The organism is Fluviibacterium sp. S390, assembly GCF_049800695.1.
In the GTDB taxonomy this organism is placed as follows: domain Bacteria; phylum Pseudomonadota; class Alphaproteobacteria; order Rhodobacterales; family Rhodobacteraceae; genus Meridianimarinicoccus.
In genome coordinates this window covers 74,426-92,778 of record NZ_JBNAFN010000002.1, presented here as the reverse complement: position 1 = coordinate 92,778, position 18,353 = coordinate 74,426, and the positions used below count along the sequence as shown (strand labels likewise).

Genomic DNA, 18,353 nt, shown 5'->3' with positions numbered 1-18,353 from the left:
CACTTGGGGCGGTTCATGAAACCGAAGTCTCTGATGCGCATCGTGATCTTCGTGCTGTTGCTGCTGGGCGGCGCGGCCACGGGGCTGAGCGTCTGGTGGGTGTCCTATGAGGCGGCCCTGCGCGGGGTCGCGGAACGGGGCGAGGCGGATCTGGCGCTGGCCTCGGATCGCTTCATCGGGCAATTGCACCGGTTTCAGGAACTGGCGGTTCTGGCCGCGGATCACCCGACGCTGGCGGCACGACTGCGGGCCGGGGATGCGGCCTCGTCCGAGCTGGCCGCCGACGCCGGGGCGCTGCTGCTGTCGGTGGCCGACAAGACCGGAGTCTACAACATCATCCTGCTGGATCAACTGGGCCGCATCCAGTCCGCCGCCCACCCGCAAGTGGCCGCGCGGATCAATCACGTCGAGCAGAGCTATTTTCACCGCGCCATGAACGGGGCCCTTGGCACTTACCATTCGGTCCTGCCGGGCGAAAGCCGCCGCACCTTTTCGGTCGCGGCCCCGGTGCACGGGGTGGGCGGGCCGCCGCTGGGTGTCGTGGTGGTGGTGGCCGACATCGAAAGCACCGAGGCCGAGTGGCGCGGCGATGCCCCGGTCGTCATGTTCCGCGACGAATTGGGCGTTGTCTTCCTGTCGTCGCGCAGCGAGTTGGTGCTGACCCGCGACATGGCGGTGCCGCTGCCCAGGGCACTGTCGGCCAGCTATGATCCCGCCCATCTGAAACCCTTTCCGGAATACCGCAGCCGCATGGTCGGAGAGTTCGAGGTCTGGAACATCAACTCTGGCCCCTATATCCCTGAAACAGCGATACATATTTCCAAGGATCTGCCGGTGATCGGTTTTCTGGCCGAGGGTCTGGCCAATGCCGCCCCGGCGCGACGGCTGGCGATCCTGCAGGCCACACTGGCGGTCGGTCTGTATGTCACCGCTTTCGCCGTTGGCCTGTTCCTGCTGAACCGGCGTCGCCGCATCAACAAGCGGCTGTCGGATCAGGCCGCCGCGCAAGAGATGCTGGAGCGCCGCGTTGCCGAACGCACCGTGGAACTGTCGCGGGCCAACAAGGCCCTGCGCAGCGAGGTCGACGATCGCATCAAGGTCGAAGAGGAATTGCGCCGCACGCAGGCCAGTCTGGTGCAGGCGGGCAAACTGTCGGCGCTGGGGGAAATGTCGGCGGGCATCAGTCATGAGTTGAACCAGCCGCTGATGGCGATCCAGACCTTTGCCGAAAACGGCACCCAGTTCATCGAGATGGGCAAGACCGAAGTGGCCGCCGCCAACCTTGGCAAGATCTCGGAACTGTCGCGCCGCATGGGCCGGATCATCAAGAACCTGCGCGCCTTCGCCCGGCAGGAGGATGCGCCGCTCAGCAATGTCGATCCGGTGGCAGTGGTGGATGCCGCGCTGGAAATCAGCGCCGCGCGCCTGACCCGCGCCGGGGTCGAGGTGCTTTGGCAGCCGCCCGAACAGACCTTCGTGGTGCGGGCGGGCAGCGTGCGGCTTCAGCAGGTGGTGATGAACCTGGTGTCCAACGCCGCCGACGCCATGGACGGCCAGCCCTTCAAACGGCTGGAAATCACCGTCGCGCCCGAGGGCGATGCCCAGGTCGTGGTGTCGGTCCGCGACACCGGGCCGGGTCTGGACCAGCCCGAAAAGATTTTCGATCCCTTCTATTCCACCAAATCGGTGGCACAGGATTCCATGGGGCTGGGGCTGTCGATCTCTTATGGGCTGGTGCAAAGCTTCGGGGGTGATATCGAGGGGGAAAACCATCCCCAAGGCGGCGCCATCTTCACGGTGCGCCTGCCGCGCGTGGCAGAAAGGAGCGCCGCATGAGCCGACGCGTGTTGCTGGTCGAAGACGATGCCCAGGTGCGCGAGGCGCTGGCCCAGACCCTGGAACTGGGCGGCTACTCGGCCATCAGCGCGGGCAGTTTCGTGGTCGCCAAGGATCACATCAGCCGTGGCTTTGACGGGGTGATCCTGTCCGATATCCGGATGCCGGGGCGCGACGGGTTTCACCTGCTGGACTATGCCCAGAAGCAGGACAAGGATCTGCCGGTGATCCTGCTGACCGGCGAGGGCGACATTCCCATGGCGGTGCGGGCGATGTCGGAAGGGGCCTTCGACTTTCTGGAAAAACCCTGTGCGCCCAAGACCCTGATCGCCGTGCTGGAACGCGCCTTGCGGCTGCGGGCACTGGTGCTGGAAAACCGCGCCCTGAAGGCACGCGCGACCGAGGGCGACGCGGCCACGCGGATGATCTTCGGCATTTCGAAGCAGGCCGAGGCGCTGCGCAATGCCGTGCGCCATGTGGCGGCCAAGCCGGTGGATGTTCTGGTGACCGGCGATCCGGGCACCGGCACGCCCAAGGTGGCCGAGGTGACCCACCTGCTGTCGCCGCGCGCGCGCCATCCGTTCGAAAAGCGCGCCTCGGCGGGGCTGGGTCCGGACAGGTTGTTGGCGGCTCTGACCGAAGCCGGGCAGGGCAGCCTGTTTCTGGATGAGGTCGCCGCCCTGCCGCCCGAGTCGCAATATTTCCTGCGCGAGAAGCTGGAGGAATCCGGGCGTGCCCGCGTGCTGGCCGGCACCTATCGCGATCTTGCCGCCGAGGCCGCACAGGGCCGGTTCGATCCGGATCTGGCGCTGAAGCTGGGCGCGGTGCAGGTGCGCATCCCGGCGTTGCGGGACCGGCCCGAGGATATCAGTGTGCTGTTTCGCCATTATGTCGCCAATGCCTGCGAACAGGCCGCGCTGGACGAGCCGCCGATCACGCCGGACCATATCGCCCGCCTGATGGCGCAGGACTGGCCCGGCAATGCCCGCGCGCTGATGAACGCGGCGATGCGATTTGCCCTTGGTCTGACCGATCAGGACGAGGCCGAGGGCGAGGGGCTGGCCGAGCGCATGGCGCGGGTGGAGCGGTCTTTTCTGGTTGATGCCCTGACGCGGGCGCGCGGCAATGCGTCCGAAGCGGCCAAGGATCTGCGCCTGCCGCGAAAAACTTTCTACGACAAGCTCTCGCGCCATGGACTAAAGCCCGAGGATTTCCGATAGCAGAGGCTTGCCGCCCCGGCGCGGACCAGACCCTCGGACAAGGACGCCAGAATGGCACGCTCGCCACAATTGCAGGGCCTCGCGGCGATGATTGCGGCCAGCACCATCTGGGGGCTGTCCAGCCTGTTCTACAAGCTGCTGGCCGATGTGCCGCCGCTGGAGGTGCTGGCGCATCGTACGCTGTGGTCGCTATTGGCGCTGGCCGGGGTGCTGGCGCTGCAGGGCCGGGCGCGGCAGATCCTGGCCTGTCTCGCGACCCCGCGACTGTTCCTGCTGACGGTGCTGGCGTCATTGCTGATCGGCAGCAACTGGTTGGGGTTCATCTATTCGGTGCAGGTGGGCAAGGCGCTTCAGGCCAGCCTGGGCTATTACATCTTCCCGCTGGTCACGGTCATCCTGGGCCGGTTGGTGTTCGGCGACCGGTTGCGCCCGGTACAATGGGTGGCAGTGGCGCTGGCGGCGCTGGCGGTCACGATCCTGACCGCCGGTCTGGGCATCGTGCCGAGGATCGCGTTGATGCTGGCCGTGACCTTCGCCTTCTATGGCGCCTTGAAGCGGATGGTGCCGGGCGGGGCCGGGGCCTCGGTCGCGGCCGAGGTGCTGGTGCTGGCGCCTTTCGCGCTGCTGTGGCTGATTGGCGTGCATCTGTGGGACTGGACCGGGCTAACCGGGCGGACGGGCGGGGTTTTCGGCACGGATCTCGGTGTCTCGCTTCTGCTCATCCTGTCCGGCCCGCTGACCGGGCTGCCCTTGCTGCTGTTTTCCTATGCCGCACGGCGGGTGTCGCTGCCGACAGTCGGGCTGGTGCAGTATCTTAACCCGACGCTGCAGTTCCTCATCGCGGTGCTGATTTTTGGAGAGCCGTTCACGGTCTGGCACATGATTGCCTTCGCGCTGATCTGGAGTGGCCTGACCCTCTATTCCCTCGACAGCCTGAGGTATCGGCACCACAGCCGTCCTCCGGCCTGAGCGAATTTGCGGCCTTCGGGTGTGACCTGTGGTAAACTACAGGATACAGGGCGAAATTTCGCCCTGACCGTGGCTGATCGCAACAGGACCCCGCCCCATGGACCACCGCCCCGCAGAGCAGACCCGGCACCGCTGGCCGTTGTGGCTGGCGGCAGCTGTGGGGCTTGGCGCGGGCGGATTGCTGGTCAGTGGTGTGTTCCCGCAGCTGGAGGCACCGGAAACGGAGGTGGCCGCGATCCCGCCACAATCGGGCGTGGACGCGGTGCCGAATGATCCCGCCAGAACCCTATCGCAGGGCGAACCCAGTTTCGATCTGGTACGGGTCGAGCCTGATGGCACCACGGTGGTGGCCGGGCAAGCCCGTCCCAACGCCCGCGTGGCGGTTGTGCTGGACGGTCAGACCATGGCCGAAACCCGCGCCGATGCCAGCGGCAGTTTCGTGGTCTTCGTGGCGCTGGAGGCCGGGGATGAGCCGCGCGTCATGTGGCTGATGGCTGAAACCGCCGAGGGTGACATGCTGGCCTCGGTGGACACGGTCCTGATCGCGCCTGCCCAGCACAGCCTTGACGCTGGTACGACGCTGGCCGGCACGCTGGCCCAACGACCGGCAGAGGATCTTTCGGTGCAGACAGGGCAGACCGACCCGCGGGTTCGCATCGATCAACCGATGGATCTGGCGTCCTTGCCGAACGGAGATGCGGTGCCAGAGGTCGGGAGCGCGCCGGACGTGGTGCCGCAAGCCGTGAACGAAAACGCACAGCCCGAGACAAGCCCGGAAACTTCCCCGCAGGCGCAGGCGACCTTCGGGGCAGTAGGGGAGTCGTCCCCAGCCGAAACAACGCCCCCACCCGCCACCGAGCGTGCCCCAGCCCCGCCCAAAGCCGCCCCGCGCGTGTTGCTGTCCAGCCGCGAGGGCATTGCGGCGCTGGATGTGCCACGGCTTGATGCGGCGACGGCGCTGCGCATCGACACCATCGACTATGGCACCGATGACACCGTGGTGCTGAAGGGCCGCGCGGGCGCTTCCGGCCCGGTGCGGGTGCGTCTGAACGGCACCCTGCGCGGCACCGGCACCGTCACCGAAGACGGGCTTTGGTCGCTGGTTATCTCTGACGTCGCGCCGGGGCTTTACGATCTGCGCGTCGAAAGCCTCGACCCGTCGGGGGCCGTTCTGGGGCAGGCCGACGTGCCCTTCCGCCGTGAAGCCCCGGGCATCGTACAGCAGGCGCTGAATGGATCTGGCGCCCGGATCGTCACGGTGCAGCCCGGCGCCACGCTGTGGGCCATCGCGCAGGATCTCTATGGCGCGGGCACTCGTTATGTGCAGGTGTTCGAAGCCAATCGCGACCAGATCCGCGACCCTAACCTGATCTACCCCGGCCAGGTCTTTGATTTGCCCGCGACCTCCGGCCAGCCGTGACATTCCCGGCCCGAGACCCTAGGTCTCTGAGGTAGTCACTGGCGGAGCCCCCATGAGATCCGATGCATATTCCAGCCCCGCGGGTCTGTCGAAATCACCTGACGGCGCCGCCGAGGGACCCACGGCCACCGATCCGGCGGTGATCGCACGCGTGGCACCATACCTTTGGCCGAAGGATGCGCCCGAAATCCGCATCCGCGTGGTGCTGGCCCTGACCGCCCTGATCGTGGCCAAGCTGGTCGCGGTGGGCACGCCGTTCTTTTACAAGGAAGCCGTGGATGCCCTGGCGGGCGATGGCGGCGACGGGCCGCGGATGCTGGCGCTGGGGGCCGTGGGGCTGACCGTGGCTTACGGGGTGGCGCGCATCCTGACCGTCGGGTTCCAGCAGTTGCGCGATGCGGTATTTGCCCGCGTCGGCCAACGCGCCCTGCGGGCCGTGGCATTGCAGACCTTCCAGCACATCCACGCCATGTCGCTGCGCTATCATATCACGCGCAAGACCGGCGGGCTGAGCCGGATCATGGAGCGCGGCGTCAAGGGTGTTTCCTTCCTGCTGCGCTTCATCCTGTTTTCCATCGGCCCGCTGGTGCTGGAACTGGCGCTGGTGGGCGTCGTTCTGGCGACGCTGTTCTCGATCTGGTACCTGGTGGTCGTGGGCGTCACGATCGTCGCCTACGTGGCCTTCACCTTCAAGGTCACCGAATGGCGAGTGACGATCCGGCGCGAGATGAACCGTCAGGACACCGACGCCAACCAGAAGGCCATCGACAGCCTGCTGAACTTCGAGACCGTCAAGTATTTCGGCGCCGAGAACCGCGAGGCCGAGCGTTACGACAGCGCCATGGCGGGCTATGAGGACGCGGCGATCCGCACCTCCTATTCGCTGGCCTTCCTGAACTTCGGGCAGTCGCTGATCATCTCGGCCGGTCTGATCGCGGTGATGGTGATGGCGGCCCTGGGGGTGCAGAAGGGCACGCTGACCGTGGGCGATTTCGTCATGGTCAACGCTTATATGATCCAGATCACCATGCCGCTGAACATGCTGGGCATGGTGTACCGCGAAATCCGGCAAAGCCTCGTGGACATGGGCGAACTGTTTGGCCTGCTGGACCAGCCCGCGGAAATATCGGATGCCCCCGATGCGCGGCCCCTGAAAGTGACCGAAGGGGCGGTCAGCTTTGACAACGTGGCCTTCGGCTATGACCCCGAACGACCGATCCTGAAGGGTGTCAGCTTCAGTATCCAGCCCGGCGAAACGCTGGCCATCGTCGGGCCTTCGGGGGCGGGAAAATCCACCATCGGGCGGCTGTTGTTCCGCTTTTATGACGTGTCGGGCGGGGCGATCCGCATCGACGGGCAGGATCTGCGCAGCGTCACGCAGGACAGCCTGCACGCCGCCATCGGGATCGTGCCGCAGGACACGGTGCTGTTCAACGACACGCTTTACTACAACATCGCCTACGGCCGCCCCGAGGCCACCCGCGAGGAGGTCCATGCCGCCGCCCGCGCCGCACATCTGCACGCCTTCATCGCGGACCTGCCCGACGGCTATGACACCCAGGTCGGCGAACGCGGGCTGAAACTGTCAGGCGGCGAGAAACAGCGCGTCGGCATTGCCCGCACCCTGCTGAAGAATCCGCCCATCGTGCTGCTGGACGAAGCCACCAGCGCGCTGGACACCGCAACCGAACGCGACATTCAGGACAGCCTGCGCGCCATTGGCGAGGGCCGCACGGTCATCACCATCGCGCACCGCCTGTCCACGGTTGTCGAGGCCAAGGAGATCGTGGTTCTGAAGCAAGGGCTGGTGGTCGAGCGCGGCTCGCACGCCGAGTTGCTGGCCCGGCAGGGGCAATACGCGGCCATGTGGCAGGCGCAGGTGGACACCGAACAAGGAGACAAACAGACATGAAGGTTGCGCATTTCATCTGCAAGCGGTCGGACAACGGCCCCGGACTAAAAAACGTCGAAATTCTGGACAAGACGGACGGTACCTGGCGCTCGGGAAAATGGGACATGTCCCTCGACGACGCCCGGTCACTGATCGACGGGCGGATCTATCTGCATGAAACCAAGGCCAGTCCCAGCGCCTTCGGAGGCACGGTGATCGATGTCGAACCGGTGCACGACAGCACCCTGGCCCATCCCGACCGTGTCTGGTTTATTTTCCGGCCGAGCCTTGAAGACAAGGGCGTCGATTGGCGAGGGAAAGATCACGCGATGGCCAGCTATGGCGGCATCGTCGAAGTTTGAACCGCGCATCATTCCCCGGATGAAGGAGGGCGGCCCCGCAAGGCCGCCCTTTTTTGTGTCTATTCCGCCGCGCGCAATGGGGGCGATCCGTGCGGCTCGATCCGCGTGGCCTGGTCCCGCCCGGCCACGTCCCAGATGATCTCCGAGGATTTCATCTTGGCGGCCTTGCGGCGCAGCATCCAATCCTCGGCAGCGCGTGACCCGCGTCCGCCGGTTACCCGCGCCAGCATCCGGAACAGGGCGTTGACATAGGTCCAGAACCACACCCGCAGCGCCAGCAGGGCCGGGGTGACCACCAGCGTCAGCATGGTCGCGACGCCAAGGCCAAAGACCACCGCCGTGGCCAGCTGCTTCCACCACAGCGCCGTAGGGCTGTCGAGTGTCGAGCCGCCGCCAAGGAAGTCCAGCGACAGGCCGAACATCATCGGTGTCAGGCCCGCCATGGTGGTCAGCGTGGTCAGCAGCACCGGGCGAATGCGGGTTTCGGCGGTGCGGATGATCGCCTCGATCCGCGGCATGTAGCGGCTGTATTCCTGATAGGTGTCGATCAGAACGATGTTGTTGTTCACCACGATCCCGGCCAGCGCGACAATCCCGGTGCCGGTCATGATGATCGAGAACGGCTGGTTCATCACCAGCATCCCGATCAGCACGCCGGTGGTGGACAGGATCACCGCCAGCAGCACCAGAACCGAGTTGTAGAAGCTGTTGAACTGCGCCAGCAGGATGATGAACATCAGCCCCAGCGCCCCGGCGAAGGCATTGCCCAGGAAGGCCTGGCTTTCGGCCTGATCCTCCTGATCGCCGGTCCATTCCCAATCCACGCCCGCGGGCAGCGGACGGTCGTTCTGCAGCCACTCGGTCAGCGCCGCGATGCGTTCGTTGGCGGTGATTGGCTGGCCCGCGTCATTGGTCAGCCCCGGCAGCACATCGGCCTTGATGTCATAGTATCGCTTCTGGTCGACGCGATTGATCTCGGCAAGTTTCTTGACCGGGGTGATGGTGATGAAATTGGCCAGCGGCACCAGCCCATCGACGGTGCGCACGCGCAGGGTGTCCAGCGTGGACAGCACGCGGTCCTGTTCAGGCAGGCGCACGCGGATGTCGATTTCCTCGTCCGAGCTGTCGACGCGCATGGTGTCCAGCAGCACGCCGCGTGTCACCAGTTGCACCATGGTGCCGACGGTGGCCACATCGGCCCCGAAACGTCCGGCCTTTTCCACGTCCACGTCGATCTGCCAGTCGATGCCGGGCAGGGGCAGCGTATCCTCGATGGCGGTGATGCCTTCCATCGATTGCAACTTGGTGCGGACGGTTTCGATGGATTGCTCCATCGGCGCCCAATCCGTGCCGGTGACGCGCAGATGCACCGGTTTGCCCGAGGACGGACCGCGCGACAGGTCCAGAACTTCGGTCTGGATGCCGGGGATCTGGTCCAACTGGGCCTGAAGACGCGCCAACACCGCGTCGCCGTCGTAATAGGGATCGACCTCTTCGCGCAGGAACAGCTGTTTGAACCAGCCGCCTTCTGCCGCAACACGGGGGCGGTCGTTCCACGGAGTGATCTCGATCTGGACCTGACCCACGGTGTCATTGGGCGCTTCGCCGCCGCCGGTGTTCTGGTTCAGCCCGCCGTCACCGGCAAAGGCAAAGGCGCTGTCGACACCATCGGTGGCCAGCACCACCTGTTCGACCTCGTTGACCAGCGCGTCGCGCTCGTGCAGCGACAGGTTGCCCCGCGCCTTGACATAGATGATCGCCTGCTCGGGCTCGCTTTCCACGAAGAACTCGACGCCGTTGTTGTTCTCGCCGAAGTAGGAAAACACCGACATGACGATGAAGCCGACACCGACGATGGTGACCACCGGCATGATCGGATTGCCGGCGATGAAGGTGATGAACCGGCCAAACGGCGTGCGGCGATAGCCGGCGCGGATCTTGCGCTCGCTCCGCGATGGTTTGACGGCGGCCATGGCAATAGAGGCAAAGGAGGTGCCCACCGAGAACAGGATCAATCCGGGCAGCACACCCATGATCCCCGACGGTGCCCCGTCCCCCAGCAGATAGGCGGGGTTCAGAAGCTGCATCGCGCCCATAAAGGCCAGGTACAGGCCCACCGGCACAAGCACGATCCGCAGCAGCAGCGGCCAGCGGCGCAGCCCGTCTGAAATGTGGCCATAGGAGCGCGCCAGACGTCCCGACACGCCGCCCATGACCGGAAGGTAGACCAGCGCCACCACCAGCGAGGCCGACAGCACGAAAATCAGCGTTACCGGCAACATGCCCATGAATTCGCCCGGAACGCCGGGCCAGAACAGCATCGGCAGGAAGGCGCACAAAGTCGTCGCGGTCGAGGACACAACCGGCCAGAACATGCGCTTGGCGGCTTCCACATAGGCGTGCATCGGGCCGGTGCCTTCGGAAATGCGCCGGTCGGCGTATTCCACCACCACGATGGCCCCGTCCACCAGCATCCCCACGGCCAGGATCAGGCCGAACATCACGATGTTCGAGATCGAGATCCCCATCACCGCCAGCAGTGCGAAACACAGCAGGAACGAGGTCGGGATGGCAAAGCCCACCAGCAGCGCCGGACGCGCACCCAGCGAGGCCAGCACCACGATCATCACCAGCGCGATGGCGGTCAGGACCGAACCTTCCAGCTGCTTGACCATGGAATCCACTGTGGTGGACTGGTCGTTCGACGTGGTGACCGACACCGCGTTCTGCAATTCGGGCGGCCAGGTCTCGACCTCGGCGGAGACCTCGGCGCGGACCAGTTCAGCGGTGTCGATCAGGTTGAAGCCCTTGCGCTTGACCACCTGCAACGCCACCGTCTGCTCGCCGTTGAACCGGGCGGTGCCGGCACGGTCTTCAAAGGTCAGGCGGATGTCGGCCACGTCGTTCAGCGTTACCACCCGGTCGCCGTTGGTCTTGACCGGCAGGTTGAACACGTCGCGGCTCTCGTCGAAGGACGAGGGGATCTTGACCGAAAACGCACCGCTTTCCATTTCCAGTTCGCCCGCGGCGATCAGTTGGTTGTTGTTAACCACCGCGTTGACCAGATCGGCGGCGGTGATGTTATAGGCTTCCAGGCGCACCGGATCGATGATGACTTCCAGCATCTCGTCGCGATGCCCGGCCAGCGGCGCCTCGAGGATGGCTTCCAGCCCTTCTAGACGATCCTGAAGATCCTTGGACAGGTGCAGCAACTGACGCTCGGGCACATTGCCGGTCAGGCTGACGATGATGATCGGAAATTCCGAGAAGTTGATCTCGTTGATCGAATACTTGTCCGCCCCCTCGGGGAACTTGCCCTCGGCCGTGTTCATGGAGGCGCGCACGTCGGCCAGGGTCTTGGACTTGTCCCAGCCGAACTCGAACTCCAGCCCGACACCGGCATAGCCTTCAGAGGCGGTCGAGGTCATGGATTTCAGGCCGTCCAGATCGGACAGTTCGGTTTCCATGGTCTTGACCAGCAGTTTTTCGCTGTCCTCGGCGGAAATCCCGCTGAACGGCACCGAGACGAAAATGGCCGGAATTTCGATGTCCGGCTCGCCTTCCTTGGGCAGTTTGGAATAGGCAAAGCCCCCTACGGCAAGCGACAGGACGATGAAGGCCATCACCATCCGGGCGCGGGCGGCAGCCCAGTCGACGATACCGGTCATGCGTTGCTCCCACGCTTGCCGATTTTCACGCGCACGCCCTCGGTCACGTATTCCTGGCCCACGGTGATGATCGCGGCCGTGTCAGGAACGCCGGTGATGATGACGCCCTCCAGCGTGTCGCGTTCAATGCGCACCGGGTAGAATTGCACCACGTCATCGTCACCGACCACGCGCACGCCCATGGTACCGTGATCGTTCAGGGTCAGGGCCGAGGCGGGGATCAGATGCGCCTTCACGCCGTCCGCGGCGATGGCGATATTGGCGGTCAACCCGTCGCGAATGCTCAGGTCATCGTTTTCCACCGAAACCTCGACCCGGAAGGTGCGGGTCTGCGGATCTGCAGAGCGGGCGATGAAGGTGACACGCCCCGTGACCTCGCGGCCCGTGGACAGGCGCGCCTGCGCCATCGCGTCCAGCTTGACGGCATCGACCATGGTTTCGGGCAGATAGGCCACGATCTTGATCGGGTTGAGCTGGATCACCGTCGCGCAATGGGCCCCGGCCTGCATCAGGCTGCCCAGTTCGGCGGTGTCGCTTTCCAGCAGGCCAGCGAAAGGCGCGGTGATTTTCAGACGGTCGATCTCGGTGTTCGCTGCCTCGACGGCGGCCTGCGCGGATTGCAGGGTCGCCTTGGCACCCACGGCGCGGGTTTCCGAAGCAAAGCCGCCTTCGGCCAGCTTCGACGCGGCGGTGTTGGAGATTTGTGCTTCGGCCAGACGGGCTTCGGCCTCGGCCAGTTGTGCAGGCCGCGTGCCGGGATCGATCTCGCACAACACGGTGCCCGCTTCGACAAAGGTGCCCTTCTGAAGGGGGGGCGAGATCACCAGCCCGCTGATTTGCGATTTCACTTCGATCTCGCGGTCGGCCTGGGTCTGGCCGCGCAGCACCACCGAGGTCTCGACCAGATCGGCAACACTGTCCAGAACCACCACCGAAACCAGTTCGGCTTGCGTCATGTCACCGGCAATCGAGGTCGGGGCCTCGGGTGCCGCTTCGGGCATCCCTGCGGCCTGTGCGTCCTCGGGCGGCTTCCCGGCAATGGCCAGAACCCGGTCTCGCTCGAACACGATGGCGTACAGGGCGATACCGACCACAATCGCCGTCAGAATGGAAAGAAACCTCATCGTACAACCTATTTCGTGTTCATATACAGGACAATCAGGGCGCAGCATGGCTGCTGAACCGACCAGTTTAGATTAGGGCGAGTTGCCCCTGTCTTCAAGGTATGTAGCACGCAGAATTCCAAGGAAAGAGGTGTGGCCATGACCCCTTGACCTTGGCAAAGCGGTCAACGACACGTAGAACCCGATCCATCCGCTTGTGGAGGCAGGAAATTGAGCCAGGCAGACAGCTTTATCGAAGAGGTCACGGAAGAGGTCCGTCGCGACCGTCTTTTCGCATTGGCCCGCAAATACGGCTGGATTCCGATCCTTGCTGTGGTTCTGATCGTGGCCGGCGCCAGCTACGTGGAATGGCAAAAGGCCCGTGAACAGGCGGCAGCCGAAGCTTTGGGCGACTCGATCTTCAGCGCGCTGGAGCGGGACACGGCGCTGTCGCGCCTGACTGCGCTGGAAAGCATCGATGTCGAAGGCGACGCCAAGTCGCTGGTGGCGCTGCTGGCGGCCTCTGAAGCCGCGCAGGTGGATGCCCAACGGGCCGGTGCCTTCCTGAAGTCGGTGATCGACACGCCGGAGCAGCCGCAGATCTATCGCGATCTGGCCGCGCTGAAACTGGCGGGACTGACCGACTATCCGCTGATGACCGCCGACCGGATTGCCCTGCTGGAACCGCTGACCGCCCCCGGCGCGCCGCTGCGTCTGCTGGCGCAGGAACAGATTGCCTTGCTGCAGATGGAGCGCGGTGAAACCGATCTTGCCCGCGATCTGCTACAACAGGTGTCCGATGATGCCGGCACCGGCTTTGCCCAACGGCAGCGGATCGAACAGATCCTGATCGTGCTGGGCCCCGCCGACGGAGATTCGTGATCTTGATTCGGACCGAAACGAGTGTTTCGAGACGCCCGCGCGGGCGCTCGCTTGCCCTGCTGGCCTGTGTGCTGGCCGGTGTGACCGCCTGTGGTCCGGATGAAGAACTGTTGCCCGGCGACCGCTTCGACCTGCGCGACGTGGATGAAGCGCAAAGCGCCTATGCCGAATCCGTCAGCGACGGCAGCCTTGCCAACCAGCAGGAACCGGCGCCGCTGCCCAAGGTCATCCCGAACGCCCCCTATACGGTGACCGGCGAAAGCCGCGCCACCGGCTTGCCCGGCGCACGCGCCAACGCAGACTGGCCGACGGTCAACGGCTCCAACACGCATCAGATCACGCAGCCCGCGCTGGGATCGCCGCTGACCCAGGTCTGGCGCACCAAGATCGGGTCGGCCAGCACGCGCCGCGCGCGGATGACCGCCGATCCGGTGGTGGGCGGGGGCCGGGTTTTTACCCTGACCGCCTTTGCCCAATTGCAGGCCACCGCGCCCAGCGGCGCGGTGCTGTGGCAGCGCGACCTGACACCGGAAGGCGAACGTCCGGGCGAGGCCGCGGGCGGCGGTGTCACCTATGCCGACGGGCGGCTTTATGTGAATTCGCCCTACGGGCGCCTTCAGGTCATCGACGCGACCAGCGGCACCCCGATCTGGGAACAACGGCTGGGCTCGGTCCCAAATGGCGCGCCCGTGGTCTCGGGCGGGATCGTCTATTTGACCACCCGCGACAGCCAGGCCTGGGCCATCGACATCAGGAACGGCCGGGTTCTGTGGCAGGTGCTGGCGCAGGAATCGGGCTCGGTCGTGAACTTCGGGGCGACCCCGGCGGTGACCAGCCGGTCGGTGATCTTCCCCTTCGGCTCCAATGACGTGATCTCGGTGCTGCGGCAGGGCGGGGTGCGGCTGTGGTCCACCACCGTGTCGGGGCAGCGCCCGGGGCGCGCCTATACGGCCGTCAGCGACATCAGCGCGTCACCGGTCGTTGTGGGCAATCGCCTGTATGTAGGCACCAACAATGGCCGTCTTGCGGCGCTGGATGCTGCTTCGGGCGAACGCATCTGGACCGCACAGGATGGCGCGGTCAGTGCGGTGTGGCCCGAAGGCAATTCGATCTACTTCCTGTCCGATCAGGCCGAACTGATCCGGATCAACGCGGCAGACGGCAACAAGATCTGGTCAGCGACGCTGCCGCTGTTCACCAAGGACAAGGTGAAGAAGCGGCGCGGGGTCTTTGCCCATTACGGCCCGGTTCTGGCCGGCGGGCGTCTGATCATTGTGTCCAGCGACGGCTTGCTGCGCGAGGTTGATCCGGCTTCGGGACAACTTCTGCGCACCATTGATCTGGGCGCGCCGGCGGCGGTCAACCCGATCGTGGCGGGCCGGACTCTGTATGTTGTCACCACCGATGGACAGCTACACGCTTTTCGTTGACGCGCGAAGGGTGTAAGGCTGCGCGCCTGAGCGCAGTCAGCGGAGTCGCAGATGTTCACCCTAGCCATCGTGGGCCGCCCCAATGTGGGCAAATCCACCCTGTTCAACCGGCTTGTCGGCCGGAAGCTGGCGTTGGTCGATGATCAGCCCGGTGTGACCCGTGACCTGCGCGAAGGCGAGGGCCGCCTGGCCGACCTGCGCTTTACCGTGATCGACACCGCCGGTCTGGAGGAAGTCACCGACGACAGCCTGCAAGGCCGCATGCGCCGCCTGACCGAACGCGCCGTCGACATGGCCGATGTCTGCCTGTTCATGGTCGACGCGCGCACCGGCATCACGCCGTCGGACGAAGTGTTCGCAGATATCCTGCGCCGCCGCGGCCGCCGCGTGATCCTGGCGGCCAACAAGGCCGAAGGCTCTGCCGCCGACGGTGGCGTCATCGAAGCCTATTCGCTGGGATTGGGAGAGCCGCTGCGGGTGTCCGCCGAACACGGCGAGGGCATGAGCGAGCTGATGTCGATTCTGCGCCCGATCTCGGAGGAGTTCGAAGAACTTGCGGAACGCACCGCCCCCGAGACCGAAGTTGCTGTTGATGAGCACGGGGTTGCCGATCTGGACAAGGGCAAGCCCATGCAGATCGCCGTGGTGGGCCGTCCCAATGCCGGAAAGTCGACGCTGATCAACCGGCTGCTGGGCGAGGATCGCCTGCTGACCGGACCCGAGGCCGGGATCACCCGCGATTCGATTTCCGTGCCGATGACCTGGAAGGGCACCCCGGTGCGGATGTTCGACACCGCCGGGATGCGCAAGCGCGCCAAGATCCAGGACAAGGTCGAGAAACTGTCAGTGTCCGACGGGCTGCGGGCGGTGAAATTCGCGGAAGTCGTGATCGTGCTGCTGGATGCGGATATTCCCTTCGAACAGCAGGATCTGCGCATCGCCGATCTGGCCGAACGCGAAGGCCGGGCCGTGGTGATCGCTGTCAACAAATGGGATGCGGTCGAAGACCGGCAGGCGCGGCTGGCCGAATTGAAAGAGGCGTTCAACCGCCTGCTGCCGCAATTGTCCGGCGCACCGCTGGTCACCGTCTCGGCCCTGACCGGGCGGGGGATGGAGCGGTTGCAGGAGGCGGTGTTCCGCGCGCATGACGTCTGGAACCGCCGGATCCCGACCGCCAAGCTGAACCTGTGGCTGAGTGGAATGCTGGAGGCGCATCCGCCTCCCGCGCCGGGCGGCCGCCGGATCAAGATGCGCTACATGACCCAGGCCAAGACCCGCCCGCCGGGGTTCGTGGTGATGTGTTCGCATCCCGACAAGGTGCCCGAAAGCTACAAACGCTATCTTGTCAACGGGTTGCGCGCCGACTTTGACATGCCCGGCACGCCGATCCGGCTGGTGCTGCGCAGCCAGGCGGACAAGAACCCCTACAAGGACAAGAAGAAAAAGGGGCCCTCGAAGCTGCGCAAGCATCTGGGCCCCAAGCGGGTGGACTGAAATCTGGGCGGCCTTTCGGGGCCGCCCTTTTCTTGGGTCAGACCAGCGTGCCGTCGGCGGCCAGCCGGGTCTTGCCGCCCAGATAGGGATGCAGGCATGCGGGCAGATCGACACTGCCATCGGCTTGCTGACCGTTTTCCAGAACCGCGATCAATGTGCGGCCTACGGCCAGCCCAGAGCCATTCAGCGTGTGTACGAACTCGGGCTTGCCGCCGCCTTCGGGACGGAAGCGGGCGTTCATGCGGCGCGCCTGGAAGGCACCGCAATTGGACACCGACGAGATCTCGCGATAGCTGCCCTGGCCCGGCAGCCAGACCTCGATGTCATGGGTGCGCACCGCGCCGAACCCGGTGTCGCCCGAGCACAGCACCACGGTACGATAGGGCAGGCCCAGCCGTTCCAGAATATCCTCGGCACAGCGGGTCATGCGGTCGTGTTCGTCGGCGGAAGTCTCGGGCCGGGTGATCGACACCATCTCGACCTTCTCGAACTGGTGCTGGCGCAGCATGCCGGCGGTGTCGCGGCCCGCTGATCCGGCTTCTGAGCGGAAGCACTGGGTGTGGGCGACGTAGCGGCGCGGCAGTGAGGCGTCTTCGACGATCAAACCGTTGACGATATTGGTCAGCGTCACCTCGGCGGTGGGCACCAGCCACCAGCCTTCGCGGGTCTGGTAGCTGTCCTCGCCGAACTTCGGAAGCTGGCCGGTGCCATAGAGCATCTCTTCGCGCACCAGCACCGGGGTCCAGGTTTCGGTCAGCCCGTTGTCATCCACATGGGTGTTGACCATGAATTGCGCCAGCGCACGATGGATCCGCGCCACGGCGCCGGACAGCACGACAAAGCGCGCGCCTGACAGCTTGGCGGCGGTTTCAAAATCCATGCCGGGTTTCACGCCGTCCAGATCGAAATGCTCTTTCGGGGCGAAATCCAGCGCACGCGGGGTGCCCCAGCGGCGCAACTCGACGTTCTCGGCCTCGTCGGCGCCGTCGGGGACTTCGGCGTTCAGGATGTTGGGCAGGGACATCAGCAGGTCACGCAGGTCTTCGTCCGCGGCCTTTGCGGCGGCATCCAGGTCCGCGATCTCGGTTTTCTTGGCGGCGACCAGGTCGCGGAGGCGGGAAAATTCGTCCTCATCCCCGCGCGCCTTGGCGGCGCCAACCTGTTTGGAGGCGGCGTTGCGCTCGGCCTGGGCGGTTTCCGAGGCGGTGATCTTCTCGCGCCGCGCGCTGTCGAGCGCCAGAACCTGGGCGGAAACGCCGGACAGGCCGCGGCGTTCCATGGCGGCGTCGAAGGCATCGGGGGTGTCGCGGATGAAGCGGATATCGTGCATGGGTCTTTCCGTCTGGCGAGGTCCGGGGGCCTTATGGACGAGATCGACGGGCGGGCCAAGGGTGGTTTGTGGACTGCCCGCTCAGCTGCAGCCCGTTGCGCGGTTGCGAGGTCGCGCCGTGAGTATTTTTGCCAAAAAGAAGTCAGGGGCGCGGGCGCAGCGCGGCCGCAGGACGCACTGCGCCCGCGCCCAACGGGAGAAAGCGCGCCCTCGGGGCGCTGACGACGGGCGGGAGGGCACCGCTGTCGGGGGCAGGGCGCGGCCAACTGACCCCACCGCAACGGCAGGTCGGGATCGCCTTGCCAATGGCGCGGGCTGTGCCTAGGTTGCGCGCTAATTCCGGGGCCGGGTGCCGGCCTGCTCACATCTAGGAGATCCCATGTCCGCACGTTTTGCCACGGCCGCTCTGGTCGCCATCGCCGCTACGCCCGCTTTCGCGCAGGCGGGCGGGCCGATGGGCGCCATTTCCAGCTTTGTCCCCCTGATCCTGATCTTTGCCATCATGTACTTCCTGCTGATCCGTCCGCAGCAGAAGAAAGTGAAAGAGCATCAGAAGATGGTTCAGGCGCTGCGCCGGGGCGACCTGGTCGTCACCCAGGGCGGCATCATTGGCAAGGTCGTCAAGGTCAAGGACGACGGCGAGCTTGAGGTCGAACTGGCCGAAGGCGTGAAAGTGCGCGTCATCCAGAGCACCATCGCCCAGGTTCTGAGCAAGACCGAACCGGCCAACAACTGAAGCTGAGCCCCC

13 protein-coding genes are annotated in these 18,353 nt (G+C 65.3%); 10 read left to right on the top strand and 3 right to left on the bottom strand.

Annotated elements, in window-relative coordinates; genetic code table 11:
• Positions 1-15 precede the first annotated feature (15 nt).
• The 6 genes from ACP15K_RS02435 (at position 16) to ACP15K_RS02410 (ending at position 7,698) form a co-directional block, all read left to right on the top strand.
• Positions 16-1,836 (top strand): sensor histidine kinase, encoded by a 1,821-nt coding sequence (locus ACP15K_RS02435; protein WP_424989705.1) that lies wholly within the window; start codon positions 16-18, stop codon positions 1,834-1,836.
• Positions 1,833-3,056 carry a sigma-54-dependent transcriptional regulator gene (locus tag ACP15K_RS02430; RefSeq protein ID WP_193142175.1) on the top strand — a complete coding sequence of 408 codons (1,224 nt, stop codon included), beginning with the start codon at positions 1,833-1,835 and terminating at the stop codon, positions 3,054-3,056. The genes ACP15K_RS02435 and ACP15K_RS02430 overlap by 4 nt, the downstream gene beginning before the upstream one ends.
• A gap of 51 nt (positions 3,057-3,107) precedes the next feature.
• Positions 3,108-4,025 carry an EamA family transporter RarD gene (gene rarD, locus ACP15K_RS02425; protein WP_424989704.1) on the top strand — a complete coding sequence of 306 codons (918 nt, stop codon included), beginning with the start codon at positions 3,108-3,110 and terminating at the stop codon, positions 4,023-4,025.
• A gap of 97 nt (positions 4,026-4,122) precedes the next feature.
• Positions 4,123-5,445, top strand: a complete 1,323-nt coding sequence (locus ACP15K_RS02420; RefSeq protein ID WP_193142174.1) for a LysM peptidoglycan-binding domain-containing protein — start codon at positions 4,123-4,125, stop codon at positions 5,443-5,445.
• Between the two features lie 52 nt (positions 5,446-5,497).
• Positions 5,498-7,357 carry an ABCB family ABC transporter ATP-binding protein/permease gene (locus tag ACP15K_RS02415; protein ID WP_193142173.1) on the top strand — a complete coding sequence of 620 codons (1,860 nt, stop codon included), beginning with the start codon at positions 5,498-5,500 and terminating at the stop codon, positions 7,355-7,357.
• On the top strand, positions 7,354-7,698 hold the full coding sequence (locus ACP15K_RS02410; RefSeq protein WP_193142172.1) for a hypothetical protein: 345 nt from the start codon (positions 7,354-7,356) through the stop codon (positions 7,696-7,698). The genes ACP15K_RS02415 and ACP15K_RS02410 overlap by 4 nt, the downstream gene beginning before the upstream one ends.
• Before the next feature lie 59 nt (positions 7,699-7,757).
• Here the strand turns inward: ACP15K_RS02410 and ACP15K_RS02405 are convergent, their stop codons facing one another.
• Together ACP15K_RS02405 and ACP15K_RS02400 are read right to left on the bottom strand one after the other, a co-directional pair.
• Positions 7,758-11,366 (bottom strand): efflux RND transporter permease subunit, encoded by a 3,609-nt coding sequence (locus tag ACP15K_RS02405; protein ID WP_193142171.1) that lies wholly within the window; start codon positions 11,364-11,366, stop codon positions 7,758-7,760.
• Positions 11,363-12,490, bottom strand: coding sequence for an efflux RND transporter periplasmic adaptor subunit (locus ACP15K_RS02400; protein WP_424989703.1), 1,128 nt, complete (start codon positions 12,488-12,490; stop codon positions 11,363-11,365). The genes ACP15K_RS02405 and ACP15K_RS02400 overlap by 4 nt, the downstream gene beginning before the upstream one ends.
• A gap of 210 nt (positions 12,491-12,700) precedes the next feature.
• Here ACP15K_RS02400 and ACP15K_RS02395 point away from each other — a divergent pair, with 210 nt between their 5' ends.
• Genes ACP15K_RS02395 through der form a run of 3 tightly spaced genes read left to right on the top strand, consistent with a single transcriptional unit; the run spans position 12,701 to position 16,275 of the window.
• Positions 12,701-13,351: a hypothetical protein gene (locus ACP15K_RS02395; protein WP_193142169.1), complete on the top strand. Its 651-nt coding sequence runs from the start codon at positions 12,701-12,703 to the stop codon at positions 13,349-13,351.
• A 2-nt stretch (positions 13,352-13,353) separates the two neighbouring features.
• On the top strand, positions 13,354-14,781 hold the full coding sequence (locus ACP15K_RS02390; protein ID WP_424989702.1) for a PQQ-binding-like beta-propeller repeat protein: 1,428 nt from the start codon (positions 13,354-13,356) through the stop codon (positions 14,779-14,781).
• A gap of 51 nt (positions 14,782-14,832) precedes the next feature.
• Positions 14,833-16,275 (top strand): ribosome biogenesis GTPase Der, encoded by a 1,443-nt coding sequence (der, locus tag ACP15K_RS02385; RefSeq protein WP_424989701.1) that lies wholly within the window; start codon positions 14,833-14,835, stop codon positions 16,273-16,275.
• Positions 16,276-16,312: 37 nt separating this feature from the next.
• Here the strand turns inward: der and serS are convergent, their stop codons facing one another.
• Positions 16,313-17,605 carry a serine--tRNA ligase gene (serS, locus tag ACP15K_RS02380; protein ID WP_424989700.1) on the bottom strand — a complete coding sequence of 431 codons (1,293 nt, stop codon included), beginning with the start codon at positions 17,603-17,605 and terminating at the stop codon, positions 16,313-16,315.
• A 454-nt stretch (positions 17,606-18,059) separates the two neighbouring features.
• On the opposite strand from serS, the gene yajC reads away from it, so the two are divergent.
• Entirely contained in the window at positions 18,060-18,341 is a 282-nt protein-coding gene (yajC, locus tag ACP15K_RS02375) for a preprotein translocase subunit YajC (RefSeq protein WP_193142326.1), read from the top strand.
• Positions 18,342-18,353 lie beyond the last annotated feature (12 nt).

Bases quoted from the DNA above. Each gene is read 5' to 3' on its own strand.
- ACP15K_RS02435 (WP_424989705.1), top strand. From the start codon at position 16: ATGAAACCGAAGTCTCTGATGCGCATCGTGATCTTCGTGCTGTTGCTG.
- ACP15K_RS02430 (WP_193142175.1), top strand. From the start codon at position 1,833: ATGAGCCGACGCGTGTTGCTGGTCGAAGACGATGCCCAGGTGCGCGAG.
- rarD (WP_424989704.1), top strand. From the start codon at position 3,108: ATGGCACGCTCGCCACAATTGCAGGGCCTCGCGGCGATGATTGCGGCC.
- ACP15K_RS02420 (WP_193142174.1), top strand. From the start codon at position 4,123: ATGGACCACCGCCCCGCAGAGCAGACCCGGCACCGCTGGCCGTTGTGG.
- ACP15K_RS02415 (WP_193142173.1), top strand. From the start codon at position 5,498: ATGAGATCCGATGCATATTCCAGCCCCGCGGGTCTGTCGAAATCACCT.
- ACP15K_RS02410 (WP_193142172.1), top strand. From the start codon at position 7,354: ATGAAGGTTGCGCATTTCATCTGCAAGCGGTCGGACAACGGCCCCGGA.
- ACP15K_RS02405 (WP_193142171.1), bottom strand. From the start codon at position 11,366: ATGACCGGTATCGTCGACTGGGCTGCCGCCCGCGCCCGGATGGTGATG.
- ACP15K_RS02400 (WP_424989703.1), bottom strand. From the start codon at position 12,490: ATGAGGTTTCTTTCCATTCTGACGGCGATTGTGGTCGGTATCGCCCTG.
- der (WP_424989701.1), top strand. From the start codon at position 14,833: ATGTTCACCCTAGCCATCGTGGGCCGCCCCAATGTGGGCAAATCCACC.
- serS (WP_424989700.1), bottom strand. From the start codon at position 17,605: ATGCACGATATCCGCTTCATCCGCGACACCCCCGATGCCTTCGACGCC.
- yajC (WP_193142326.1), top strand. From the start codon at position 18,060: ATGGGCGCCATTTCCAGCTTTGTCCCCCTGATCCTGATCTTTGCCATC.